The following is a 25,827-nucleotide window of genomic DNA, read 5'->3' on the forward strand; positions in this document are numbered from 1 at the left end:
TTTTATTTCATACTTATAAGAGCAAATGAATTCTTTCGTTCTTCTCTATTCGCTTATTTATGATAAACGTTTTCAATGTAGTTTACAAACGACTGGTTGCAGAGCTTCGTGCCGCCTGGGGTTGGATAATGACCGGTGAAATACCAGTCACCCTTGTGGTTTGGAATCGCCTCGCGCAAGCCCTCGATGCTCTGGAATACGAGCTGGATAGGAGTGGTCATGCCCTCTGGGCGAAGCATCTCAACAATCTTCTCGTTGATTTCCTCGGTGCTGAATGGCTTGTAGATGGAGCGTACCGGATTAATCTGCTCCTCCTTTGGTTTTGCCAATTCTGCCTTGCAAGCCTCATAGGTCTGCTCGATAAGGTCTTCCATCTTGCGCTCTTTCAAAAGCTGGATAGCAGCACGGAACACGCAGAACTCTTCCAGTCTTGCCATATCGATGCCGTAGTAATCCGGATATCGGATCTGAGGGGCACTGGAAACCACTACAATCTTCTTAGGATGCAGACGGTCGAGGATGCGGAGAATACTCTCCTTCAGAGTAGTACCACGCACGATACTATCATCGATAATGACAAGATTATCCACATTCGGCTCGATGCTTCCGTAGGTTACATCATACACGTGGCTCGCCAGGTCGTTACGACTGTTGCCCTCGGTGATGAAGGTACGGAGTTTGATATCCTTCCATGCTATCTTTTCTGAGCGGACGAAGTCGCCGAGGATTTCGTATAATTCTTCTTTTGATGGAACATGGTCGAGGTTGGCAATCTGCTCAATCTTGGTCTCATTAAGATACTTCTTGAAACCGCTCAACATGCCATAGTAAGCCACCTCGGCAGTGTTCGGGATATAGCTGAACACGGTGTGGTCTACATCGTAATCCACAGCCTTCAGGATAGGCTGGGTCAACTGCTCGCCCAACTGCTTACGCTCCTTATAGATATCCTTGTCGGAACCACGACTGAAGTAGATGCGCTCGAATGAGCAGGCTGAATCGCCCTTCTGCTCCATGATGCGCTCGATGCTGCACTCTCCGTTCTTCTTCACGAGAAGTGCCGTGCCCGGCATCAGTTCCTGCACTTCCTCTGCCTCCAGGTCGAAGGTGGTCTGGAGTACAGGGCGCTCGCTGGCTACTACCACGATTTCATCGTTCTTGTAATAGAACGCAGGACGGATGCCCCAAGGGTCGCGCATAGAGAACATCTCGCCCGAACCGGTGATACCGCAAACCACATAACCGCCATCAAAGTTCTTCATCGTGGTCTTGAGTACATTGCTCATCTTCACGTGGTCTTCTATATAGTTGGTAATATCGGTATTCTGCATCTCCATCGCCTTTGCAGCTACGAAGTTGCGCTCCACCTCTCTGTCCAGACGGTGGCCCATCAGTTCAAGCATGATGTAGGTGTCGCTGTAGATGCGAGGACTCTGTCCCTGCTTGGTAAGTTCCTCGAAGATTTCATCTACGTTGGTCATGTTGAAGTTACCACAAAGGCAGAGATTCTTCGCCTTCCAGTTGTTACGTCGCAGGAATGGGTGCACATACTGAATACCACTCTTTCCGGTGGTACTGTAGCGCAGGTGTCCCATATAAAGTTCGCCTGCAAAAGGCAGTTCCTCTTTAGCGAACTTTGCATCAGCAAGCTGCTCGGGAGTCAGGCTCTTGAAGTTGGCATTCGCCTTGCCGAAGATTTCGGTCACGGCATTCTTGCCCTCTGCACGCTCACGGAACATATACTCATGACCAGGCTTACCGCCCAGTTTGACACAAGCCATACCAGCACCCTCCTGGCCACGGTTGTGCTGCTTCTCCATCATCAGATAGAGTTTGTTGAGTGCGTACATCCAAGTACCATACTTCTGCTGGTAATACTCCAGTGGCTTGAGCAATCTGATCATTGCTACACCACACTCATGTTTCAATGGTTCCATCTCTCTATTATCCTTATCTTATTTAGTTAAATTTGAATATACCTATCCGAGGGATCCCCCTCCAAAAAAAGGGAAACGTCAAGAAATGACGAATCCCTTTATATATTATTCTACAGTAACTGACTTGGCCAAGTTTCTAGGTTGGTCAACGTCCTTGCCCTTACATACAGCTACATGGTAAGCCAAGAGCTGCAAAGGAATGGTAGCCAATAATGGCTCCAGGCACTCCAAGGTCTCAGGGAGTTCAATCACTTCGTCGGCAATCTTGGAAATGGTTTCATCGCCATTGCTGACAATAGCAATAACACGACCCTGACGGGCTTTGATCTCCTGAATATTAGACAAGACCTTCTCGTACATGAAGTTGTGGGTAGCAATAACTACCACTGGCATATCGCTGTCAATCAATGCGATAGGACCATGCTTCATCTCCGCTGCAGGATAACCCTCAGCGTGGATGTAGCTAATCTCCTTCAACTTCAATGCACCCTCAAGGGCTACAGGATACTGGAATCCACGGCCCAGATAGATGAAATTGCGAGCGTATGTAAACGTACGGCTCAAGTCAGCAATCTTATTGTTGAGCTTCAACACTTCCTTCATCTTGGCAGGAATGTTCCAAAGCTGTTCTGTAATCTTCTGATATTCATTTTCGCTGATGGTTCCCCTCTCCTTACCGATGGCAAGTGCCAGGAGGATAAGGACGGTAACCTGACCAGTGAACGCCTTGGTAGAGGCAACACCAATCTCCGGACCTACGTGAATATAGGTACCTGTATCTGTCTCTCGTGCGATGGAAGAACCGATGGAGTTACAGATACCATAGATAAACGCACCGCTCTCCTTGGCAAGCTTGATGGCAGCCAGGGTATCAGCGGTTTCACCACTCTGGGAAATGGCGATGACCACATCGTCCTTCGTTACCACAGGATTACGGTAACGGAATTCAGATGCATATTCCACTTCCACAGGGATGCGGCAATAGTTCTCTATCATCTGCTTGCCGATAAGTCCGGCATGCCATGATGTACCACAAGCCACGATGATGATTCGCTTGGCATTGAGAAGCTGCTGGCGATGGTCGGTAATGGAGCTGAGCACAACACCCATCTCAGTCTCCTTCTTGCTGGTTGTATCGTCGCCATCAGTCATTACGCGAGTTTCCACTGTGCGGCTAACTACACGGCCACGCATACAGTTACGAAGGCACTCTGGCTGCTCAAAAATTTCCTTCAACATAAAGTGAGGGAAACCGCCCTTCTCTATCTGACCGAGATCAATGTCTACGGTCTGTACCTCAGGGTTGAGTTTAACGTTCTGGATGTTCACCACCTGCAATTCCTCACCGAGGCGCATCACAGCGATGTTACCATCCTCCAGATACACCACCTTATCTGTATATTCGATGATAGGACTGGCATCAGAACCGAGATAAAACTCACCATCCTTTCCGATACCTACAACCAACGGACTCTGCTTACGGGCAGCAATGATCTGATTAGGGTTACGCTTATCAAGAATAGCGATAGCGTAGGCTCCGATTACCTGACGGAGAGCCACCTGAACGGCAGTCAGCAAGTCGAGATTTTTCTTTATCTGAATATATTCAATCAGCTGAACGAGAACCTCAGTATCCGTCTCGCTCTTAAACTCTACTCCCTTAGCAATGAGATTCTTCTTGATATCGGCATAGTTTTCTATGATTCCATTATGAATCATGGCAAGGTTCTTGCTAGAGGAATAATGCGGGTGAGCATTTACAGCTGAAGGCTCTCCATGGGTAGCCCAACGAGTATGAGCAATACCCACATGTCCCGAAATATCCTTATCAGAGCAGAACGCTTCAAGATCTGCCACCTTACCCTTTGCCTTATATACATTCAAAGAGCCGTCATTGCCAATAAGGGCAACTCCCGCAGAATCGTATCCGCGGTACTCCAGACGCTTCAAGCCCTTGATGAGGGCTGGATAAGCGTCACCCTTACCTAAATATCCTACAATGCCACACATATATATATTATTATTTTTGTAGTATCCTGATTTTGCTCCCTTCTATTACCTGCTATCGCAAGATATTGACAATCAATGATGCGATAGAAATCAATGTACCAACGGCAGAGAACCACAATGTAGTAGATGAACCGATAGATGAGTTTTGAGCTTTCACCTTATTTGGTTCTACATAGATAATATCATTCTGCTGCAGATAATAGAATGGTGAATTAATAATATTTGCATCATTCAAGTTCATACGATAAGTATGCTTCTCTCCTGCTGCATCCTGACGAATCAATAATACATTGTCACGCTTACCATAGATGGTTAAGTCGCCACACTGTGCCAAAGCTTCAAGAATACTCATCTTCTCCTGTGGAGCATAAATAATTCCTGGCTTTTCTACTTCACCTAATACAGATACATGGTAACTGCCCATGCGAACCGTAACAATAGGATTTTCTTTTTCTGCCAGATAAGGCTTCACCTTATTCTTGATGAGATCTTCAGCCTGCTTCTTGGTCAAACCACCGACATGCAAGGTTCCAACAACAGGAAACTCAATATTACCATCATTATCAACCAGATATCCTTGCAGGGAACCACTACCATAACTCAGCTGTCCGCCTGTACCCAATGTTTGAGAGACAGAGAGGTTGAAAGGCATGGCTGCCTTTGGATCTGTCGTAATCACGGTAATGGTAAGTTCGTCCTTAGGCATAATCTTGGCTTCATAAAGCATTCTTGAAGCAGCCAAACTGATAGAATCCGCGTTTTGGAAATAAGCTACATTCTTAGTACTTCCGCAACTGCCAAGTACTAAGATCATAGTCAAAGCGACTAAAACTAAACTAACGAGTTTTTTCATTTTCTAAAATTTTCGTTTTAAAATATTGGTGCAAAATTACGGTATTTTTTTGAATACTGCAAATTTTTGCACCAATAATTCTATTTACGTCTATTTTTTTTTGAAATAATAGCCTTTTTTACTTATCTTCGATGCCATTTGATGGCAAATTAAAGCTATAACTATTATCGAAAATCTTCTTCACTTTATTAATCTCAACGAAGGTTGTGCCTCCACCCTCTCCAAAGCTACCGCTCAGATAAGCAATCTTATCCTCCTCACATAAGTAGCCTTTCTGGCGAAGCATACGTACCGCTGCGGTAAACATAGCCTTGGTAGAAACCTGATCCTTCTGATGAATTGGAATAATACCATAGCTCAGATTCAACCAGCGCTGGAGTTTCTCCTTATAGCAGATTGCCAATACCGGATTTGGACCACGGAAGGCTGCCAGGTCGCGTGCAGTCTGACCGGTCTCGCCATCGGTAATAATACCAGCAACACCCAACTTCTTAGTAGCCTCAATGGCAGCATGAGCCAGGAAGAGTTTCTGGTCAATCTTACCATCTTCCATTGGATCAATATCATTCAGTGGAGACTTATCCTTCTCTGCCTGCTCAGCAATACGGGCCATGGTCTGCACAGCCTCTACAGGATACTTTCCGCTTGCTGTTTCACCAGAAAGCATCAGCGCATCGGTGCGATAGAAGATAGCATTGGCAATATCAGTTACCTCAGCACGGGTAGGACGTGGATTCTTAATCATGGTATGCAACATCTGTGTTGCTACGATTACCGGTTTCTGCGCCTTCACACATTTAGAGATGATGCGGCGCTGGATGCCTGGAATTCTCTCGATTGGCACCTCGATACCTAGGTCACCACGGGCAACCATGATACCATAGCAGGCATCAATAATCTCGTCAATATTATCAACACCTTCCTGATTTTCAATCTTAGAGATAATCTTGATATCACTGTTGTGAGCGTCCAAGATATCCTGAACTGCCTTCACATCGGCTGCATTGCGCACAAAAGAGTGAGCGATGAAATCAATATCCAACTCGATAGCGAGTTCAATATTTCGGCGATCTTTCTCTGTCAGTGCAGGCAGGTCAATATGCTCTCCCGGCACATTCACGCTCTTGTGAGCCCCGAGCACTCCCTCGTTCTGAACCTCGGCAACCAGCATAGGCCCCTGGTTGTCGATAATCTTCATATCGAGTTCACCATCATCGAAGAGCAAATCATCACCTACCTTAACATCGGCTGCGATGTCAGGATAGCTCACATTCACAATATCATGAGAAGACTCCATTTCCGGACGTCCAAAGATTTTCACTACATCACCAACATTGTAGTGGATAGGTTCCTTCACACCTGTAGTTCGCACCTCAGGACCTTTGGTATCAATCATAATACCAATATGTGGAGACACGGCTCTTACATTCTTTACGATGGTGCGTATACCCTCTTCTGTGGCATGAGCAGTATTCATACGAACAACGTTCATACCGGCGAAAAACAGTTTTCGGATAAAATCCTGATCACATCTACGATCACTGATGGAAGCGACAATCTTTGTTTGTTTCATATTTGTAATTTACCTTATTGAAATTTCAATGTTTGCGGTATTTCTACCATATTTCTTAAATTGCGTGCAAAGATACAAAGAATTTCTGAAATAAAAAACATCTGAAATACAAAATATATATAAAATATTGAGTTACTTTCAAATTGAAAGCGCATAAAACAGAAAATCTAGCCAATGGGACACTTCTCGTTCCCATTGACTAGATAACAAATCTATTAATCCCGTTGAAAAACAGGATTCTTAATGATCAATTCTAAATTAGATATCCAAATCTGGCGCCTTCTCAGCTCCTGCTGCTGCCTCAAACTTAGGCATCACATTGAAATTGAAGAGGCTGGCGATAAGGGCACTTGGCATTTTTCTAACCGTCTGGTTATAGTTCTGAACGGCTTCATTATACTTACGGCGTGCCTCGCTGATACGGTTTTCCGTACCCTCTTCCTGAACCTGAAGAGCCTTGAAGTTCTCGCTGGCTTTCAACTCAGGATATTTCTCGGCTACTACCATCAGTTTGGAGAATGCATTCGCCAACTCACCCTGTGCTGCAGCATATTTCTTCAGGCTAGCCTCAGTAAGATTGTTGGCATCCAGCTTTACCTGACCTACAGCAGCACGAGCCTTGGTTACCTCGGCGAAGGTTTCTTTCTCATGCTTGGCATAAGCCTTTACGATCTTAGCCAACTGTGGCATCATATCAGCACGACGCTGATACTGAGTCTGAACATTAGCCAACTCTGTGGTAGCCAACTCCTGTTTCTCTACCAATCCGTTATAACCACTGAACATCCATAGTACCAGCACAACTACGATGCCCAGGATAATCCAACTTTTCTTTATACCTCTCTTTGCCGGTTGCATGTTTGAATTCATTGTCTGTTCCATTGTCATTATTATTAATTAATTATTTACTATAAACTATTAACTATAAACTATTAACTATAATCAGTCATCACCATCCTCCGCCAGAGCCGCCTCCGCTAAAGGTGCCTCCGCCAAAAGAACCGCCCGAGAAACCGCCGCCGGAAGAACCGCCACCTCCCATAAAGAAAGGAGGTATCCAGTCGTCATCGTTGTTTCTCCTACGAGACTGATTTCTCTGATTGCTCTTCGGTCTTGGCTTCACAATACCGAGCATCTCCAGAATATACCTGATAAACAGATAGATAGGAATACCGAAGAAGATAAGGAACAGGATAATGACCAGGAACCAGTCCTCTTCGTCATTAACCGAACCTTCATCAACATCCGCAATTCCCGTCCGTCCACTTTTCACCTTATTATATATAGCACGGCTCACAGATGCTACTGCCTCGCCCGGATTGCCTTCACGCATATACTTCACGATGCAAGCCCGGGCAATATCATCACAGTCCACATCAGTCAACTCACCCTCCAGTCCACTTCCTGGAGCAATAAAGTACTTATGGTCCTCCACCGCGATGACGATAACCAGTCCTCTCCGGCTCTTCTTGTAACCAATACCATATTGGTTGCCCACATCCTGCGCCATCCGGAAAGCATCCTGGTTGTCAACCTTTCCCACAATGATGAGCACATTCTGTACGCCACACTCCAACTTCAGTTTCTGAAGATAGAAATTGGCAGAATCCTTCTGAGCCTTATCAACATATCCATCCGGGTCGGAAACATATTGCGTAGAATCCCTGAGGAAAGGAATCGGTACATTTTTCGCCATCCAGACCTCCCCAGCCGTCAACGCCAATGCATGAAAGGCAACCATCATCAAAGCCAAAAAATATCTCTTAAATCTCATAATTTCTCTATTTTGGTGCAAAAATACGCAATAAAAACCTTATATGCAAATACTTAGAGCATTATTTTTGCAAAAAAAGCCTTAAGTATTTTGTTATATCATAAAAAACTTGTATCTTTGCACACCGAAATAAAGATTAACAAGTAAAATTAGTAAAAAAATAAAGAAATGACCAAAGCAGATATCATTAATGAGGTAGCTATCGCTACTGGTATGCCTAAGAAAGAAGTAGGTACTGTAGTAGAGGCTTTTATGGAAGAGGTTAAGAAGTGCCTCATCGAAAAGAAGGACAATGTATACTTGCGTGGCTTCGGCAGCTTCAACATCAAGCATCGTGCTGCTAAGACTGCCCGTAACATCTCTAAGAATACAACCATCACCATTCCTGCTCACGACTTACCAAGCTTCAAGCCATCAAAGAGCTTCATCGAGGAGATGCAGAACGCTCAGTAATACTGCTGGACAGGAAGAGAGAAATATCATTTTTTATAATAACAATATTTTAAAATTTTAAAATCATGCCAAACGGAAAGAAAAAGAAGGGCCACAAGATGGCTACTCACAAGCGTAAAAAAAGATTACGTAAGAACAGACATAAGAGCAAGTAAGCTAGCAGTGTAGCTAGTCTACTATAGCTCTCGGTCAGTTCGTGACTGAGGGGGTGTGTCAGTTCTGATATGGAATGACATACCCTTTTTTTGTATTAATTTAAAGTTAAAAGATTATTGAAGATATGACAAGCGAAGTTGTAATTGATGTCCAACAGAAAGACATCTCTATCGCACTCATGGAGGACAAGCAGCTGGTGGAATACCAGAACGAACCTCGTGAGGCATCGTTCTCTGTGGGCAACATCTACATCGCAAAGGTTAAAAAACTGATGCCGGGTCTTAACGCCTGCTTCGTGGATGTAGGTTATGAACGCGACGCCTTTCTTCATTATCTTGACCTAGGAAGTCATTTTAATTCCTACCAGAAGTACCTTAAACAAGTACAGAGCGACAGAAAGAAACTTTTCCCATTCTCTAAAGCCAGCAAAATGCCTGAATTGGAAAAGGACGGCAGCATACAGAATGTACTCAAAGCAGGACAGGAAGTGCTGGTACAAATCGTAAAGGAACCAATCTCTACCAAGGGACCTCGACTCACAGGCGAAATCTCATTCGCGGGCCGATACCTGGTACTCATGCCATTCGGTGATAAAGTTTCTGTCTCGTCGAAAATTAAAAGCGGTGAAGAACGCTCCCGACTCAAACAACTCATTCACAGCATCAAACCAAAGAATTGCGGCGTTATCGTCCGCACTGTGGCTGAGGGTAAGAAGGTCGCTGAGCTCGATGCTGAGCTGAAAGTCCTGGTGAAGCGATGGGAGGATGCTATCGCCAAGGTACAGAAGACCCAGCAGCGCCCGCAACTTGCATTCGAGGAGACCGGAAGAGCCGTTGCTCTCTTGCGTGACTTGTTTAACCCATCTTACGAGAACATCTACGTGAACAACGAAGATGTGATGAAAGAGGTGAAGAACTATGTTTCTCTAATAGCCCCTGAAAAGGCGGGCATAGTTAAGCTCTACACCGGTAAGGTGCCTATCTTCGACAATTTCAGCATTACCAAGCAGATTAAAGCTGGCTTTGGTCGTGTTGTTAACTACAAGCACGGTGCTTATCTCATCATCGAGCACACCGAGGCCTTGCACGTTGTCGATGTAAACAGTGGTAACAGAACTCGTGAGAAAGGTCAGGAAGCAAATGCACTGGATGTTAACCTCGGCGCTGCTGATGAGTTGGCAAGACAATTGCGCCTCCGAGATATGGGAGGTATCATTGTTGTCGACTTCATCGACATGAATCTTGCCGAAGACCGACAGCTGCTCTATGAACGCATGTGCAAGAACATGCAGAAGGACCGTGCCAAGCACAATATCCTGCCATTGAGCAAGTTCGGACTGATGCAGATTACACGCCAGCGTGTACGTCCGGCTATGGATGTGACTGTAGATGAAACCTGCCCTACCTGTTTCGGTACGGGCAAGATTAAGTCTAGCATCCTCTTCACCGACCAGTTGGAAAGAAAAATCGACCGCCTAGTCAACAAGATCGGCGTCAAGAAATTCACTTTGTATGTGAATCCTTACGTGGCTGCCTTCATCAACAAGGGCTTCATTTCCCTGAAGCGCAGATGGCAGTTTAAGTATGGTTTCGGCTTCAATGTGATTCCTTCACAGAAACTGGCGTTCCTCCAGTACGAATTCTACGACAAGGACAACCAGTATTTGGACATGCAGGAAGAACAGGAAACAAAGTAAGTTTTTAATTATCAGAAAAAGCTCCATTCGCATCTGATTGCGAATGGAGCTTTTTTATTTTGTTTTTCTACACCTTATTATATATAGGGCATTTTAGTACTCTATCTCATTATTCACCATCTTCTCTGTATCCCAAGGTGCAGGAGCACCACCGAGATAACGATGGAACCAGCCGAGGTGCGCGTTGTAATAGAGCGGCATCGACTTCAGGTTGCTTGGCCAGTGACCATCATACTTCAAAACTATCAGTCGAGAAGGAATGTTCAGGGTCTGCAAAGCTGTGAAATACTGCAAACTCTGGGTATACGGTACACGATAGTCCAACTCGCCCGCCATCACGAGTGCTGCCGAAAACATCAATCTCTTGTTCATATAACCTATAAATATTTATATTTCAGATGCAAAAGTAACAATTATTTTTGGATTTCCTGCAACCTTTTCACTACTTTTATCGTCTAAGCTATAAATAACATTGATAATAACATAAAAAAGAAAGGAAAAGATTATGATTTTAAGTACCACTCCAACCATAGAAGGCCACCCTATCCGTGAATACCGTGGCGTAGTAACCGGCGAAACCATCATCGGTACCAACTTTGTAAAGGATTTCTTTGCCAGTGTCCGTGATGTAATCGGCGGCAGAAGCGGTTCTTACGAAAGCACCCTCCGCGAGGCTAAGGATACAGCCCTCAGAGAGATGGCCGACCGTGCCGCATCCCTGGGCTGCAACGCCATCGTGGGCATCGACCTGGATTACGAAACTGTAGGCAACAGCGGCTCCATGCTGATGGTTACGTGCAGCGGAACGGCGGTGATTATCTAAGTTCTGCGACTGTACAAAAGAACAAAATATGCATGAAACGGGGCGGTAACTACCTAAAAAATCGAGTTACCGCCCCTGTTCAGATATATTTTTATCTATATAGTGTGGTGACATACACCTGATGAAGGTCACCAACTTTCTTCTATTTCATTTATTCTATCACCCAATCCTCTATACTTCGCTGGTTTTCCGAGAAGTTAATACCCACTTTCACAACCTTTCGCCCATCATCTGCAAAAGCCTTGGCATAGTCCTTGTCGCTGATTTGCGCCATGGCGATGTCGGCAGACTTCTTATATTTCAACTCAAAGATAAAGATACTCTTATCCGTCTTGAGCACAAGGTCTATTCTTCCATCCGAAGTGGTATGCTCCACTTTCACATCTTCGCCAAGCATGGTGAAGATGGTGAATATCACGGCTTGATAGTGACGCTCATTATTGTTGATAATCGTATATGGGAACTTATCATAGAATGCCTTCAAGTGAGGCATAAAGGCACCCATGTCATCATTGATGAGCACATTCTTGGAATAAGCATACACGATGGCATCATATCTGTTCATGTCTTGCGCAGTATAATACCGGACGAGACTTTTCGAGAAGCCTTGTCTTACTTCTTGATTTGGAAAACAGAGATGATACAATTTTCCCCTTCGCTCATATCCTTTAATGGTAAGATAACCACTCTGGAAAAGAACAGGAATCGGGTCTGTAAGCTTTTCAGTAGGGGTATCAAAACGATCATCATTAACCCATAAATCGTCCAGATTGAGCATATCCAAATTCTTCTGCTGCAACAACTCCACCAGAAACGTAGGCGTACCAGATGTAAACCAATAGCTATTAAACTCCTTATCATCCAAAGCATTGATAATGCTGTAAGGATTAAAGATATCCTCGCTATTGATACTGAAGTGGTAGCCATCATAATGCTGCTTGAGTTGCCCTAAGGTCTCCTCATAAGTAAGTCCATTATGCTCAGCCATCTCCTCGATACCCTCACGGAAATACTGAGTCAATTCACTCTTGGTAATACCACAACAGCTACTGTATTCATCCTTCAACGTGAGAATCTTGAGATTGTTCAACTCGCTAAAGATGCTGAGCTGACTAAACTTGGAAATACCTGTAATGAATACAAAGCGGATGTTTCCCTCTTGTTGCTTCAAAGGGCTGAAGAAATCTCGCATGATATTGCGGATGGTCTTCTGTATGTCTTCGTCACTGACAGAATCATGCATAGGAGCATCATATTCGTCTATGAGAACAACAACTTGTTTACCTGTTTGAGCAGCTGCTGCAAGCAAGATGTTCTTAAGACGACCTCCAAAAGACTTCTCATCTATTGGATTAACTTTTAAACCATATTTTTTCTCTTCTACTTCTAGTATTCCGTTTAGAATTGAATATGTATTCTCTAAACTATAATACTTACCGCAGCTCAGATCCAAGTGGATGACAGGATATGCCGTCCATTCCTTCTCCATCTGTTCGATGGCAAGGCCCTTGAACAGTTCTTTCTTACCCTCGAAATAAGCCTGGAGGGTAGATACAAACAAGGATTTTCCGAATCGACGCGGGCGACTCAGAAAATGAAACTTGGCATAATGAGCCAACTGATAGACGATAGCCGTCTTGTCAGCATAGAAGTAATTCCCCTTCACGATTTCGGAGAACGTTTGTATTCCCAAAGGATATCTCTTTGAAGCCATAATCTTACTCTTTATAATTAATGTACAAAGATACAGATAATATTTCAGAAAACAAGCATTTTTCTGATTATTAACAATGTATCACTGCAAAAATAGAACTGCAATTCAACAAAACATGCTTGAAACGGGGCGGTAACTGCCTTAAAAATCGAGTTACCGCCCCTGTTCAGGCATATTTTTATCTATATAGTGTGGTGACCTTCATCAGATGAAGGTCACCAACTTTCTTCTATTTCATTTATTCTATCACCCAATCCTCTATACTTCGCTGGTTTTCCGAGAAGTTAATACCCACTTTCACAACCTTTCGCCCATCATCGGCAAAAGCCTTGGCATAGTTCTTATCGCTGATTTGCGCCATGGCGATGTCGGCAGACTTCTTATATTTCAACTCAAAGATAAAGATACTCTTATCCGTCTTGAGCACAAGGTCTATTCTTCCATCCGAAGTGGTATGCTCCACCTTCACATCTTCGCCAAGCATGGTGAAGATGGTGAATATCACGGCTTGATAGTGACGCTCATTATTGTTGATAATCGTATATGGGAACTTATCATAGAATGCCTTCAAATGAGGCATAAAGGCTTCCATGTCATCATTGATGAGCACATTCTTTTTATAAGCATATACGATAGCATCAAGTTCACCTACCTCTGAAGGGGTATAATATTGGCAAAGGCTTTCCGAAAAACCTTGTCTAACTTCTTGATTAGGAAAACTAAGGTAATACATACCTAACTGCTTATCATATCCCTTAATCGTAAGATACCCACTTTGGAAAAGGACTGGCACAGGGTCGGTAATCGTCTCAGTAGGAACATCGAAGCGTTTAGCTCTAGCCCAGATATCATTTAAGTCCATCATATCCAAATTCTTCTGCTGCATCAGTTCTATCAAGAAAGTAGGCGTACCAGATGTAAACCAATAGCTATTAAACTCCTTATCATCCAAAGCATTGATAATGCTGTAAGGATTGAAGATATCCTCGCTATTGATACTGAAATGGTAGCCATCATAATGCTGCTTGAGTTGCTGCAAGGTCTCCTCATAAGTGAGTCCATTATGCTCAGCCATCTCCTCGATTCCCTCACGGAAATACTGAGTCAATTCACTCTTGGTAATACCACAACAGCTACTGTATTCATCCTTCAACGTGAGAATCTTGAGATTGTTCAACTCGCTAAAGATGCTGAGCTGACTAAACTTGGAAATGCCTGTGATGAATACAAAGCGGATGTTTCCCTCTTGTTGCTTCAAAGGGCTGAAGAAATCTCTCATGATGTTGCGGATGGTCTTCTGCAACTCTTCGTCACTTACAGAATCATGCATAGGTGCGTCATATTCATCGATGAGAACGACAACTTGTTTACCTGTTTGAGCAGCTGCTGCAAGCAAGATGTTCTTAAGACGACCACCAAAAGACTTCTCATCTATTGGATTAACCTTTAAACCATATTTTTTCTCTTCTACTTCTAGTATTCCGTTTAGAATTGAATATGTATTCTCCAAACTATAATACTTACCACAGCTCAGATCCAGGTGGATGACAGGATATGCCGTCCATTCCTTCTCCATCTGTTCGATGGCAAGTCCCTTGAACAGTTCTTTCTTACCCTCGAAATAAGCCTGGAGGGTAGATACAAACAAGGATTTTCCGAATCGACGTGGGCGACTCAGAAAATGAAACTTGGCATAATGAGCCAACTGATAGACGATAGCCGTCTTGTCAGCATAGAAGTAATTCCCCTTCACGATTTCGGAGAACGTTTGTATTCCCAAAGGATATCTCTTTGAAGCCATAATCTTACTCTTTATAATCTAGGTACAAAGATACAGATAATATTTCAGAAAACAAGTGTTTTTCTGTTTATTAACAATATATCACTGCAAAAATAGAACCGCAATTCAACAAAACATGCTTGAAACGGGGCGGTAACTGCCTAAAAAACGACCCGCACATTTGAGCATCGTTGAGAGGCTTGGCGGGTTCTAGCGCTGCAAAGATACGAATAATTATTGATAATACAAACTTTTGAGCAAGAAAAAACAGCCAACCTTCAATAGCATATTTGAAAGTTGGCTGTTTTTCATTTATAATGTTTCCTGCAAGTTTTTACTAAGCATAAGCTTACTTGTATTTTATCTATAAAGTTATCTCCATAGGGGCTCGGAAATCCAATTTTCAGGGAATCCCATTGCTGCAGGATCTACCTGTGGATAAGAAACGAGTAAGGATTTGAGCTCATTCTTGAAGTCCAATCCATATCCCATAGAATCAAGCCAATATGCAATACAACAGGCTATAGCATATACTTTGTTCGCATCAACACCTTCTATGTTCACCCATGCACCACGCAAAGAGGCATTCATTTGTGGAGCATTGGAGAGATAACGATTCCAAAGTCGTGAGTGATGAGCGCAACAGTTTCTTAGGACAGTTACACTACGCATCCAACTTTCCAACACCTCATGCTGTGGAAGATTGAACTGACGAGCTACACGCTTCTTCAACTTCTTGTCACCGAAATTGTAATAGAGTTTTGAAAGCGTACCGAAAGATGCCAGTTCAAGCGTTTTCCATGCAGGAGGGAATATCGGCTTGTCATAGTTGCGCCTATGTTCCTTGATAAAGTCCTCTTTACAACGCTGAAGCTCTCGGTCTATGGAGTTCATATTCTCAATAAACTTGTGCTCATCGTCAGCAAGGCTTGTATCAAAGAACCAAAATGGTCCATGTGCCAAAGAGAACTCTTGTATAATCTTTGTGCGCAAAGCAATCTCTAATCGTTGAACAGCCTTGAACATCAAATCTCTCAACTCTATATCAAAGTTATAGAGAGCTACGGCATCTTCAAATCTACTATTAGGCTTAAACTGATGTGTAGTCTTGTCTTCCTCCATAGGACGAAGGTATTGAACAAAACGAAAATAGCTGACCTCACCAAGAAATTTTTCAGCCTTGGATGAATCAGCAATATTTAAGCCTCTACTTTTTAGTAGTTCTATTTGTTCCGAAATAGAAAGAGCCTGCTTAGTGTATAATCTTAATGTACCCATAAAAAGCAAAAGACCCGCCCTGGTTCGCTGTTCAAATGGGAAGCGTGGCGGATTCTGTTGCTGCAAAGATACGAATAATCTTTGATAATACAAACTTTTGAGCAAGAAAATTCACGCAAAAGTAAATTTCTTTGATATATTTGTATTTAAGAATGTTAAATCAGACCATAAAAACACATTTTGTCTATAAAAAAAGAAAGAATATGAGATAAAAATGTTACCTTTGTAACGTTTATACCCATACCGAAAGCCTCGAGGGGCAGAGGTTGGGCAGACATATACATAATAAAAGGCGTATCTGACGCTTTGGTTTTGACGATTCGTGAACTTCGCAAACTCATTTGTCAGTCAAGAACAAAGCAACAAGGAACGTCTCATGGGTGTATTGTATACAGCCCTCATTGGCTTCGGTTGCATTTCGCATTCGTTGCAAAAAGGGTATTTATATACTTACACATACGTGGGGCTTTCGGCGTTGCTCGTTTCGGACTGACAGGGCAATGCGAAGGCCTACGAATCGTGGAACGAGTGACAGACTGGCTCCACGTTTTTTTATTTTGTATATCCGCCAATTAAAAAATAACCCTGCTGTGGTAGCCAGGCAGCCATCTTAATAATAATACAAGATGAAAAGATTTTTATTCGTTACCGCAGCATTGCTCGCAATGTCGGTATCTTTCTGTTTCGGTCAGTCCAAAGAGGACATTAAGGCTAGTATTGAACGTTGTGCAAAATTGGAGAAACTTTGCTCTAAACAGCCAAAGCAAACAGGAATTGCAGATGTTGACACCTATGTACAGGGAGTTTACAATGCAGCCATCAGTTCCGCAGCATCATCAGCTTTACTTCAAGACCTTTATTATCGTCAGATTGGCGAAACAAAGGATGGTGTTACAGACGTAACCATCAAGAAGCCTACCGTAGAGGAACTTGTCGCATTAGGCACAACTCTAACAGCAGAAGGTGTTTCTATCGCTGAGGCGGGGAAAGGTGCAGAAGCTGCAACCAAGGCATCTTCTACTAACAAAAATCCAATGAAAGTAGCTAAGATAGCATCAGCTCTAGCCTTTACAAAAGATGCTTACCCTGTCTTGCTTGAAGAATCAAAGGCAAAGGTCGCTGCCATCAAGCAGATGATTGAAACAGCAAAAACTGCAAAGAATCTGTAATGGGAAATTTTCGTATTTTATATGCGGTCATACTTGCGTGTATCCTTTGTGGGTATACGCAAGTTTCCTTAGCAGCCGATGACCGCCCTGTCATAGGCGTAACTCAGTTTACCTGCGATGAAGAGAGTCCTTACACAGGACTTATAACAGAGAAAGTTGTGGAAATGTTGACTAACACTCACCGTTTTGTTGTTGTTGACAGAACAAGTCGCGATAAAGTAATGGATGAGCTTGAACTACAGAAGAGCGAGGCTTTTCTCGACAGCCATAATCTTGCAGAACAAGGTGCGGCTGTTGCTGCCGAGCAATTGGTAACAGGTCATATTGTCAAGATTCCAGTTTATCGCATGAAGAACGGTGACGGAAGTACACGTGGCTATAAAGCGAGTGTAGCATTTCAGTTGAAAGTTGTTGACGTAGAGACAGGCGTAAGCAATGAGGCGCAGAGTTTTGATGGAAAATGCAGTAAGGAAATGCTGTCGCCAGAGAGTGCCGTTACAGTAGCCATGCAAAGCTTACAGTCCGATATCTACGAATATTTCCGTATCAATTTTCCTGTCAAAGGAAAAGTCTTGAAGACGATAGGTAAAAGCACGATACTTCTCAATGTTGGCAAGGAAGCCGGAATCAAGGTCGGCGATATGTTTACGATAGAATCAGTAGAGATGCTTGACGGCAAACCGTATCCGTCAGAACTCGGGAAGGCCAAGGTGACAAAACTATCAGGAGAGTCATTCGCCGAATGCAGCGTGTCAAGCAAAATCATTACCGCTATTGAAAATAGTAAAGCTTCTCACAATTTAATTCGTTGTAACCTAATTATCAAGAAATGAGTATGAAAAAAATTGTAACAATACTATTGGGGCTGTGTGCGTTCTGCTGCACATGGGCACAAAGCATAGAGTCTCAAGTTACTCCTTTACCTACGGCACGACCAAAGATTATGGTCATACCATATACAACGCAAGGTGAAGACATACGTACCGTTTTGGAGAATGACGTGAATAAGCGTATTGCCTTGACCAAGATAAAGGAAGCATTCGACCAAAGGGGGTATACAACAGTTGATTTTTTTGCCAAGTTAAAAGCCTTGTCAAAAGCAACCGCATTAGGCAATACCCAACAACAGGATGTCAAGACTATGATTATACAACAGTCTGGTGCAGATGTTTATGTCGAAGCGGAAATAAGCCTGTTGGAATCTCCTTCTGGCAATGCCATGAAAGTAATCCTGTCTGGTTATGAAACATCTACTGCAAATTCGCTTTCCAATGCTGTGTGCGAAAGTGGTAAGTTTTACACCGATGACTATGGTAAACTTACATCAAGAGCTGTCGAGATAGGGATGGACAAATTCTTGAACACCATGCAGGAAAAACTGATGGACATAGCTGAAAACGGACAATCCATAGCGGTAACTGTCGGCATTGACGAGACATCATCTCGCTCTATGTCGCAAGAGGTTGGCGCTGACGGTCTTGCTTTGTCCGATGCATTAGAAATGTGGGTAGAAGAAAATGCTTATAAAGGCAATTACCATATACAGGGAACAACCGACAAGCAGATGCTCTTCGACGATATTCGCATACCGCTAAAAGACGAGAACGGAAGAACATATAATATCAATAAGTTTGGATTGAAGCTGCTGACATTTTTCAAGAATCTTGGAATCAAGATTGAGAGAACTACAAGCAACAATATGCTGATTGTAACCATTAAATAACAGGAGGGTAGATTATGAGAAAAGTATTGCTTACAATGATAATCTTGCTGACCTCTTATGCAACTATTTTCGCACAAGGAATAGAAATAGCTTTTGCACTTCCTGTTGGTAATTGTCAATTAAGTGATAATACTGCAAAGATGCTAAGGAGCAAGTTCTTGCCAGCCATGACAGAAAGTGGAGTTGAAACAGCCGAAGTAAGTACCATTGCCATAAAGCCAGAGATTAGTTTCGTTAATAAACAAGTTGTTGAAGGCGGTATGAGGAATATACATACAAGCGACATACAATTCAATTTTGTCTGTACCAATCTTGCCACAAGTACAACTTTTGCAAGTTGTGTCGTTACAGTACGTGGAGAAGGATTCTCTGATGATGACGCAATAAAAAATGCCATTTCTAAATTGTCTGCCCAAGACAAACGTCTAACAGACTTTGTGAATAAGGCAAAAGACAAAATCATAGATTACTATCAGCACAATCTAAATTCTGTTATATCACGTGCTCGCACTTTCGCCAATATTCAACAATATGGCGAGGGACTGGCTCTGTTATTTTCTTGTCCTGCGACAATCTCTGGTTACACAAAAATCAATGACGAGATAACTACAATTTATCGTCAATACCAAACGCAGGAATGCAATAATGTCATCCAGAAAGCTCGGGCAGAATTCTCTAATGGTAATTTTGATGCGGCAGTCGAATATCTACAACAAATAGATATGACAAGCTCTTGTGCTGCTGAAGCTAAACAACTATGCATGCAAATCAAGCAAACTAAAGATGCAGAAACTCGCCGGGCAGTTGAACTCATCGAAAGACAATCACAACGTGAGACGGATCTTGAAAAAACAAGAATAAAAGCGGCACGTGATGTAGCTGTTGCTTATTGTAAAAGAAGAAGAGATGTGTATTTTATTTGGTAACATTATTTGTGTATTCGATTAGATGTGAGCAACCTATATGATTTCTCTTGCGAATCACTATTCACACAGTTCTCTTTCTTCACACTGCTCGCATAGCTCACACTCATCTCACTATTCAAGTCATTACTAAGGATAGTGATTCGTTGACTATTGCGAATTGTAAAATAATTAGGGAGGAGCGTGTTCGAAATACGCTCCTCCCTTAATCAAAAAAAAGACGGCTTGTTATCTCAACGTATTTACCATAACCAGTTATTATTTAGTATGACGTATTCTCTGTGCCCTCTTCTCATCCTTTCTCATCAAATAAGGAGATGGAGGAAGTTCTGGAAGCACATCATTGATGGCATCAATCTGACCCACCACCTTCAGCAAGAGGAGAAAAGTGGAAAGCGAAAGATTGCCCGCTGTACCATTCTCAAACTTGTGGATGGTGGTCAAGCCAAGCCCAGTAAACTCGGCAACCTCCTTCTGGGTGAGAGTCGCTTACAAATGACGCAGATTCACCCCTCCCTTTACCCCTCGCACATAAATGCTTTTTCTTGAAAAAAGTCTCAAAGTATCATTATTTGCAAATATATCACTGATACATAATGAATTACAAAATGATACTTCCAAATATATTTACAAAGAAGTATCATAGAAGTATCATAAATTCAATAGAAGTATCATTAAATCACCATGATGCATCATAAAAAAACACGAAATTATAGTCAACTAAATATAGAAAAAAAACAATTTGCTTGCTCAAAATAGTGCCCCAAAATTACCCCACGAAATGGGCATTCAATGCCCGCAGTACGGGCAATGAGTACCCAACACTTGGTCTATCGATACCCGTCACTTGATCCCTTAGTGCCCGTGTGAGGGGCACTAAGAGACCAACCTATGTGCTTATTACTAACTACAGTTGTCTGTGTTTTCCATCTTATTCCTAGTTAATATTGGCATACTTTATAAACTAGAAAGGTAGACACTATCAATTTTATAAAACTGAAATACTAGACATTTCTTAGTTTTTGTGCCTGTATTTCTAGACATAAATCCTCAAAAAAGGCTTTTTTGCAAGCAACTTACCTGAATTTCATGATACTTCTATTGAATTTATGATACTTCTATGATACTTCTTTGTAAAATAAACAGAAAAGTCTCATTTTTATAAACCATTATATATCAATCGTATACATCGGTTTTATCCACAAATAATGAGACTTTGAGACTTTTTCCGAGAAAAAAACTTTTATGTGCACGAAAGAAAAGGAAAGAAGAAAGCAGTAATTATAAAAGAAAAAAGCAGCAATGGCTACTACTCCATTGCTGCTTATTTTATATTTTACTGAACAATCTTGAAGCGGATACGCAAAGAATGCGCATGCTCATCCCAATTGGTACCAAGCAATACGAACTTGCCAATCTGGGCGGTAGAACGGACATGCTTGCCGATACATGGACAAACATCATAATCACCGATACGAACCAGACGCAAAGTCTCGCTCGCATCATCCGGCAGACGGTCTAACTTGACGTTAGCCGGAATATGGTCACGATCCACAAACTCGTAAGTAACAGGCATATCAAGCTCTATCAGGCGATTCATCTCCGTCTCAATCTCCTTCTCCTCCTGGCGGGTAGGCTTGTGATCGACTACGAAGGTCATCTTACTCTTCTTTCGCTCAATATGAGCATTCTTGCTGCGATCGCAGCCAAACAGGCGAACCATCAACTGATTGAGCAGATGCTCAGCCGTATGAGCAGGAGGGAACTCCTCCTTATGATGCTCATTCAATATGATATCACTTTCCTCCATCTTGACATTGAATTTATAGATTCTTACTCCGTTAGCATCCATTGATATCGGGAATACGCCATCCTTCTTCAATTCAACCTTCTTCTTGCCACCCGAGAACAGTTCTGTTACCAGCACCTCCTCTTCAGCAATATGGAAGAAATCGAAAGCATGACCAGGGATGCAAACCTGCAACTGGCGCGCCTCCTGAGCAAAATTGAGCACTATCAGCATGGCTTCATCATCCTTCTTGCGAAGGAAGGCGAAATTGGTACGGGGATCGAAATTCTCAGAACCCGGATTCACATACATCAAATCGAAGGTCTCACCCTCGCGGATGGCTTTCTCTTCATTGGCGAAGCGAAGAAGCTGACGATAAGTGGCTGCCAGATACTTCTGCTCCTGACTCAATGCCGAGTCAGATGAATCCTGATAGGCATGCGCCAGAGTTTCCGGACTCCAATAGTCGAATATCGTGGTACGGCCATCCGTGCCGCTGAATCCTTCCTTATCCATTCCCTTCTCGCCGAATTCCTGACCGCTGTAAAGCATGAAAGGATTCTTCTGGAAGAAGAGACTCATGGCTGCAGCAGGAATCGCCTTCATGGCTGAGCCACAGAAGAAATCGCTGGCGATGCGCTGCTCATCATGATTCTCAAGGAAATAGAGCATGTGGTCTCGGATATCATCCACTACCTGCCACTCGTGAGTGATACTGGCTGCCGGACGCTCACCTCGAACCACGCCACGCAGGCAATCATACATTCCTACCTTGTCATAAAGATAATCGAAACCAGCCTTTACATAGTTGCGGTACTGGTTAGGATCGTAAACCTCACCGATAACCACGATGTGAGGATACTTCGCCTTCAATATTCCGGTAGCGTATGACCAGAATGCCGTTGGCACCATTTCTGCCATATCACAGCGGAAGCCATCTACGCCCTTGCTTGCCCAGAAGAGGAGGATATCTGTCATCTTGCCCCATGTATTTGGCACTGGTTCATAATGATAGCTTCTGCCTCCTGCATCACAGTAATCTACACCGTAATTGAGTTTCACGGTCTCATACCAGTCGTTACAACCAGGACGGTTATCAAACCGGTCGTTTCCTGTAGCTCTGGCTGGGCTCTCGGTATAAGGTTCATAAATCTTGGCATCTTTCGCTGAAAAAGCCTTGAACTCTGGTTTGGATTGACGGATTTCATTCAAATCCAAATCGCCCCATGCATAATAGAAATTATTCCTGGTAGAGAAGTGCATGTTCGGATCATCATCTTCTCCCAAATCCCGTACACCTGTTGGTTTGCAAATGGAATGATACTCTCGGGCTACATGGTTCGGAACGAAATCCATGATTACTTTCATACCTGCCTTGTGAGTACGCTCTATCAGCTGCTCCCACTCTTTCATTCTCATACTGACATTCACAGCCAAGTCTGGATCGATGTCATAGTAGTCGGTAATAGCATATGGCGAACCTGCTTTTCCCTTCACTACCTCTGCATGCTGAGTAGGAATTCCATAAGAAGAGTAGTTTGTCTGAGTGGCATGACGAATCACACCCGTATACCAAATATGTGTAAATCCCATATCGTGGATGCGAGCCAGAACTTCATCTGAGAAATTATTCAACTTTCCGCAACCATTTTCTTCGATGGTACCATTTTCCTTACAAGTTGTATTCTGGTTTCCGAAGAGTCGTGGGAGAACCTGGTATATAATAACTTTTTCCTTCATTTAGCCGCTTTACTAAAAAAAATGAAACGTTTTACCTTTCCAACAACGCCTTTGCTGAAAAGATAAAACGTTGAATAGTGTTATTGTTGATTAAGCAATACCATGAACGGCAACATTCTTGTCGATGCGGCCAATCATGCCCTGCAATGCCTTGCCAGGACCACACTCTGTGAAGTCATCAGCACCATCAGCAATCATAGCCTGTACAGATGAAGTCCAACGAACAGAGCTTGTAAGCTGTGCGATGAGGTTCTGCTGAATCTCAGCTGGATCAGTATGAGGCTTACCGTCTACATTCTGGTAAACCGGGCACTTAGGAGCAGAGAATGTAGTCTTCTCGATAGCAGCCTGAAGTTCCTCCTTAGCTGGCTGCATCAATGGAGAGTGAAAAGCACCACCAACCTTCAAAGGCAATGCACGCTTAGCACCGGCAGCCTTCAGCTTCTCGCAAGCAGCATTGATAGCATCTACGTTACCAGAGATAACGAGCTGACCAGGGCAGTTGTAGTTAGCAGCAACTACCACGTTGCCTTCTGTGCTTACCTCAGCGCAGATTTCCTCAACCTTCTCATCTGGCAAACCGATGATGGCAGCCATGGTACCAGGGTTAGCCTCGCAAGCCTTCTGCATAGCGTTGGCACGGGCAGCAACGAGTTTCAAACCATCCTCGAAAGCCATAGCACCGGCAGCAACCAATGCAGAGAACTCACCGAGAGAGTGACCTGCAACCATAGCTGGCTTGAACTCCTCACCCAGGCAAAGAGCAGAGATAACAGAATGGAGGAATACAGCAGGCTGGGTAACCTTGGTCTCCTTCAACTGATCGTCGGTTCCGGCGAACATGATATCAGTAATCTTGAAGCCGAGAATCTCGTCGGCCTTATCAAAAAGTTCTTTTGCCAATGCGTTGTTATCGTAGAGATCCTTACCCATACCTACGAACTGAGAACCCTGTCCAGGGAAAACAAATGCTTTCATTTTATCCTATTATTTTTTAAGTTTATAATAAATATTCCTGCAATATACATGAATTCTTTGAATCCGACTGCAAAGGTACAATAAAATTCTGAGAATCAGCAGAGAATATTAAAAAATAAAGTTATATATTCTAAATTACTACAAGAATGGTAAAAATTTTCCATTCTGAACTGGGAAAAGGTACAAAAAAAATCCCTAATGCCTTTCGGCAAAAGGGATCTTTATATTAATTTGCTTTACAGTGCGAAAAATATCGTACTTCATACAAATTGATTGAGCCAGGATTATTCAGCTGCTGGAGCCTCTTCCTCAGCTGCAGCCTCAGCAGGTGCCTCAACTGGAGCCTCCTCAGCAGCAGGAGCTGCAACAGGAGCGTTCTCAGCAACAACATTAACTGGAACCTTAACCTCAACCTCCTTGTGGTAGTGTACAGTAGCCTCGTACTCACCAACCTTCTTAGCATCCTTCATAGTGATGATCTTGCGATCAACCTCGATGCCCTTCTTAGCGAGTTCCTCAGCAACAGTTGCAGCGTTAACTGAGCCATAGAGCTGACCAGTAGCGCTCACCTTAGCAGCAATAGTAAGAACGATGCCCTCGAGAGCCTCGCCCTTCTTAACAGCCTCAGCCTTGATAGCCTCAAGCTTGTGAGCCTGCTGCTTCAAATCCTCAGCCAACTGCTTCTTAGCAGATGGAGATGCGATAACAGCCTTACCTGTAGGGATAAGGAAGTTACGACCATAACCACTCTTTACATTTACGATATCGTTCTTATATCCAAGACCGATAATATCTTGCTTCAAAATAATTTCCATTCTTCTTTATCCTCCTTAAATTACTTCATCAAATCGGTTACGTAAGGAAGCAAAGCGATCTGGCGAGCACGCTTTACAGCCTGTGCTACACGGCGCTGATACTTCAAAGATGTACCTGTGATACGACGTGGAAGGATTTTACCCTGCTCGTTCAAGAACTTCTTCAAGAACTCTGGATCCTTGTAGTCGATGTACTTAATACCGCTCTTCTTGAAACGGCAATACTTCTTCTTCTTTGTGTCGATAGAAGGAGCAGTCAAATAACGGATTTCTGATTTCTGATCTGCCATGATTAAGCCTCCTCTTTTTTACCAAGCTTTGCACGACGCTTCTCTGCGTAAGCGGCAGCATACTTGTCAAGTTTAACAGTCATGTAACGAATTACTTTCTCGTCGCGGCGATAAGCTGTTTCGAGCTTAGCGATAACAGTTGGCTCAGCCTTGAACTCAACCAAGCTGTAGAAGCCTGATGTCTTCTTCTCGATGTTGTAAGCCAACTTCTTCAAACCCCAAGCCTCTTTGTTCAGAATCTCAGCACCATTATCGGTGAGTACCTTCTCGAACTTAGCGACCGTTTCCTTCATCTGTTCATCAGACAAAACGGGAGTCAAAATGAAAACGGTTTCGTATTGATTCATACTACT

General features: G+C 43.1%; 22 protein-coding genes and 1 pseudogene. 7 read left to right on the forward strand and 16 right to left on the reverse strand.

What is annotated here, in order from left to right:
• Positions 1-53: 53 nt before the first annotated feature.
• The 6 genes from NQ544_RS06835 to NQ544_RS06860 all read right to left on the reverse strand — a co-directional run bounded on the left by NQ544_RS06835 (position 54) and on the right by NQ544_RS06860 (position 8,147).
• Positions 54-1,937 (reverse strand): amidophosphoribosyltransferase, encoded by a 1,884-nt coding sequence (locus tag NQ544_RS06835; RefSeq protein ID WP_006847423.1) that lies wholly within the window; start codon positions 1,935-1,937, stop codon positions 54-56.
• Positions 1,938-2,042: 105 nt separating this feature from the next.
• Positions 2,043-3,947 (reverse strand): glutamine--fructose-6-phosphate transaminase (isomerizing), encoded by a 1,905-nt coding sequence (gene glmS / locus NQ544_RS06840; RefSeq protein WP_006847422.1) that lies wholly within the window; start codon positions 3,945-3,947, stop codon positions 2,043-2,045.
• Positions 3,948-3,999: 52 nt separating this feature from the next.
• On the reverse strand, positions 4,000-4,800 hold the full coding sequence (locus tag NQ544_RS06845) for a polysaccharide biosynthesis/export family protein (protein WP_006847421.1): 801 nt from the start codon (positions 4,798-4,800) through the stop codon (positions 4,000-4,002).
• 118 nt (positions 4,801-4,918) lie between these two features.
• Positions 4,919-6,373: a pyruvate kinase gene (pyk, locus tag NQ544_RS06850; protein WP_006847420.1), complete on the reverse strand. Its 1,455-nt coding sequence runs from the start codon at positions 6,371-6,373 to the stop codon at positions 4,919-4,921.
• Between the two features lie 258 nt (positions 6,374-6,631).
• Positions 6,632-7,255, reverse strand: a complete 624-nt coding sequence (locus tag NQ544_RS06855; RefSeq protein ID WP_228023569.1) for a LemA family protein — start codon at positions 7,253-7,255, stop codon at positions 6,632-6,634.
• Between the two features lie 67 nt (positions 7,256-7,322).
• On the reverse strand, positions 7,323-8,147 hold the full coding sequence (locus NQ544_RS06860; protein ID WP_006847417.1) for a TPM domain-containing protein: 825 nt from the start codon (positions 8,145-8,147) through the stop codon (positions 7,323-7,325).
• Between the two features lie 168 nt (positions 8,148-8,315).
• Here NQ544_RS06860 and NQ544_RS06865 point away from each other — a divergent pair, with 168 nt between their 5' ends.
• A complete protein-coding gene (locus NQ544_RS06865) occupies positions 8,316-8,600 on the forward strand; it encodes an HU family DNA-binding protein (RefSeq protein WP_006847416.1) in 285 nt (94 codons plus the stop codon).
• A 280-nt stretch (positions 8,601-8,880) separates the two neighbouring features.
• The gene (locus NQ544_RS06870) at positions 8,881-10,452 is read left to right on the forward strand and encodes an Rne/Rng family ribonuclease (RefSeq protein ID WP_006847415.1); all 1,572 of its coding nucleotides are present in this window, start codon (positions 8,881-8,883) and stop codon (positions 10,450-10,452) included.
• A 93-nt stretch (positions 10,453-10,545) separates the two neighbouring features.
• Here NQ544_RS06870 and NQ544_RS06875 read toward each other — a convergent pair whose 3' ends face one another.
• Positions 10,546-10,824 (reverse strand): alpha/beta hydrolase family protein, encoded by a 279-nt coding sequence (locus NQ544_RS06875; RefSeq protein WP_006847414.1) that lies wholly within the window; start codon positions 10,822-10,824, stop codon positions 10,546-10,548.
• Between the two features lie 133 nt (positions 10,825-10,957).
• Here NQ544_RS06875 and NQ544_RS06880 point away from each other — a divergent pair, with 133 nt between their 5' ends.
• Positions 10,958-11,275, forward strand: coding sequence for a heavy metal-binding domain-containing protein (locus NQ544_RS06880; protein ID WP_006847412.1), 318 nt, complete (start codon positions 10,958-10,960; stop codon positions 11,273-11,275).
• Between the two features lie 151 nt (positions 11,276-11,426).
• Here NQ544_RS06880 and NQ544_RS06885 read toward each other — a convergent pair whose 3' ends face one another.
• The 3 genes from NQ544_RS06885 to NQ544_RS06895 form a co-directional block, all read right to left on the reverse strand.
• The gene (locus NQ544_RS06885) at positions 11,427-12,989 is read right to left on the reverse strand and encodes an ATP-binding protein (RefSeq protein ID WP_006847411.1); all 1,563 of its coding nucleotides are present in this window, start codon (positions 12,987-12,989) and stop codon (positions 11,427-11,429) included.
• 238 nt (positions 12,990-13,227) lie between these two features.
• Positions 13,228-14,790, reverse strand: coding sequence for an ATP-binding protein (locus NQ544_RS06890; RefSeq protein WP_006847410.1), 1,563 nt, complete (start codon positions 14,788-14,790; stop codon positions 13,228-13,230).
• A 351-nt stretch (positions 14,791-15,141) separates the two neighbouring features.
• A complete protein-coding gene (locus NQ544_RS06895; protein WP_229775085.1) occupies positions 15,142-15,891 on the reverse strand; it encodes an Abi family protein in 750 nt (249 codons plus the stop codon).
• A 782-nt stretch (positions 15,892-16,673) separates the two neighbouring features.
• On the opposite strand from NQ544_RS06895, the gene NQ544_RS06900 reads away from it, so the two are divergent.
• Genes NQ544_RS06900 through NQ544_RS06915 form a run of 4 tightly spaced genes read left to right on the forward strand, consistent with a single transcriptional unit; the run spans position 16,674 to position 19,865 of the window.
• Positions 16,674-17,216: a hypothetical protein gene (locus NQ544_RS06900; RefSeq protein ID WP_006847407.1), complete on the forward strand. Its 543-nt coding sequence runs from the start codon at positions 16,674-16,676 to the stop codon at positions 17,214-17,216.
• Positions 17,216-18,049 (forward strand): LpoB-related protein, encoded by an 834-nt coding sequence (locus tag NQ544_RS06905; protein ID WP_006847406.1) that lies wholly within the window; start codon positions 17,216-17,218, stop codon positions 18,047-18,049. Before NQ544_RS06900 ends, NQ544_RS06905 begins: the two co-directional genes overlap by 1 nt.
• 2 nt (positions 18,050-18,051) lie before the next feature.
• On the forward strand, positions 18,052-18,939 hold the full coding sequence (locus tag NQ544_RS06910; protein ID WP_040553023.1) for a DUF6175 family protein: 888 nt from the start codon (positions 18,052-18,054) through the stop codon (positions 18,937-18,939).
• A 14-nt stretch (positions 18,940-18,953) separates the two neighbouring features.
• The gene (locus NQ544_RS06915) at positions 18,954-19,865 is read left to right on the forward strand and encodes a hypothetical protein (protein WP_006847404.1); all 912 of its coding nucleotides are present in this window, start codon (positions 18,954-18,956) and stop codon (positions 19,863-19,865) included.
• 255 nt (positions 19,866-20,120) lie between these two features.
• Here NQ544_RS06915 and NQ544_RS06920 read toward each other — a convergent pair.
• The 6 genes and pseudogenes from NQ544_RS06920 to rpsF form a co-directional block, all read right to left on the reverse strand.
• Positions 20,121-20,345 (reverse strand): annotated as a pseudogene (locus tag NQ544_RS06920) (helix-turn-helix domain-containing protein); the annotation flags it as partial.
• Positions 20,346-21,198: 853 nt separating this feature from the next.
• Positions 21,199-23,391, reverse strand: coding sequence for an alpha-amylase family glycosyl hydrolase (locus tag NQ544_RS06925; protein ID WP_006847402.1), 2,193 nt, complete (start codon positions 23,389-23,391; stop codon positions 21,199-21,201).
• 90 nt (positions 23,392-23,481) lie between these two features.
• Entirely contained in the window at positions 23,482-24,369 is an 888-nt protein-coding gene (fabD, locus tag NQ544_RS06930) for an ACP S-malonyltransferase (protein ID WP_006847401.1), read from the reverse strand.
• 284 nt (positions 24,370-24,653) lie between these two features.
• The gene (gene rplI, locus NQ544_RS06935) at positions 24,654-25,184 is read right to left on the reverse strand and encodes a 50S ribosomal protein L9 (RefSeq protein WP_006847400.1); all 531 of its coding nucleotides are present in this window, start codon (positions 25,182-25,184) and stop codon (positions 24,654-24,656) included.
• Positions 25,185-25,204: 20 nt separating this feature from the next.
• Positions 25,205-25,474 carry a 30S ribosomal protein S18 gene (gene rpsR, locus NQ544_RS06940; protein WP_006847399.1) on the reverse strand — a complete coding sequence of 90 codons (270 nt, stop codon included), beginning with the start codon at positions 25,472-25,474 and terminating at the stop codon, positions 25,205-25,207.
• A gap of 2 nt (positions 25,475-25,476) precedes the next feature.
• Positions 25,477-25,821 carry a 30S ribosomal protein S6 gene (gene rpsF, locus NQ544_RS06945; protein WP_006847398.1) on the reverse strand — a complete coding sequence of 115 codons (345 nt, stop codon included), beginning with the start codon at positions 25,819-25,821 and terminating at the stop codon, positions 25,477-25,479.
• Positions 25,822-25,827 lie beyond the last annotated feature (6 nt).

This window comes from Segatella copri DSM 18205, assembly GCF_025151535.1.
Lineage (GTDB): Bacteria > Bacteroidota > Bacteroidia > Bacteroidales > Bacteroidaceae > Prevotella > Prevotella copri.